Below are 445 nucleotides of genomic sequence, written 5' to 3'. Positions count from 1 at the left end.
CCTCCTGTCGGAAGGACGTGGTTGACGCCGAGGAAGTAGTCAGCCGCTGGCACTGGCGTGTACTCCCCGAGGTATATCGCTCCCGCGTTGTCTATGAGGTCAACCAGTCCCATTGGGTTCTCGGTGATTATTTCCAAGTGCTCCGGAGCTATCTCGTTAGCCTTTTCGGCGCATTCCTCAAGGCTCTTACAGAGAACGACCTCGATTCCGTCCCTGCTGCAGTACTCTGCCAGCTCTCTTGAAGTCGTCAGGAGCCAGGCCTTGCTGTCCTTTCCGTGCTCAAGCTGGGAGAGTAAGTCGTAGAGGACGTATTCTTTGTTCGCGCTCTCATCGGCTATAACTGCTATCTCCGACGGTCCAGCCAAGCTGTCAATTCCCACAACACCGAAAACCTGCCTCTTTGCCTCGTTCACGAACTTGTTGCCCGGACCAAAGATTTTGTCCA

At 54.6% G+C, this 445-nt stretch carries 1 protein-coding gene; it reads right to left on the bottom strand.

All coding sequences use genetic code 11. The features are described from left to right. Nucleotides 1-445, bottom strand: a 445-nt coding sequence (locus tag E3E29_RS11405; protein WP_206205909.1) for a histidinol dehydrogenase, incomplete at both ends; no start/stop codon positions are given.

This window comes from Thermococcus sp. Bubb.Bath (assembly GCF_012027595.1).
Lineage (GTDB): Archaea > Methanobacteriota_B > Thermococci > Thermococcales > Thermococcaceae > Thermococcus.
This window is presented reverse-complemented; position numbering and strand designations above follow the sequence as displayed.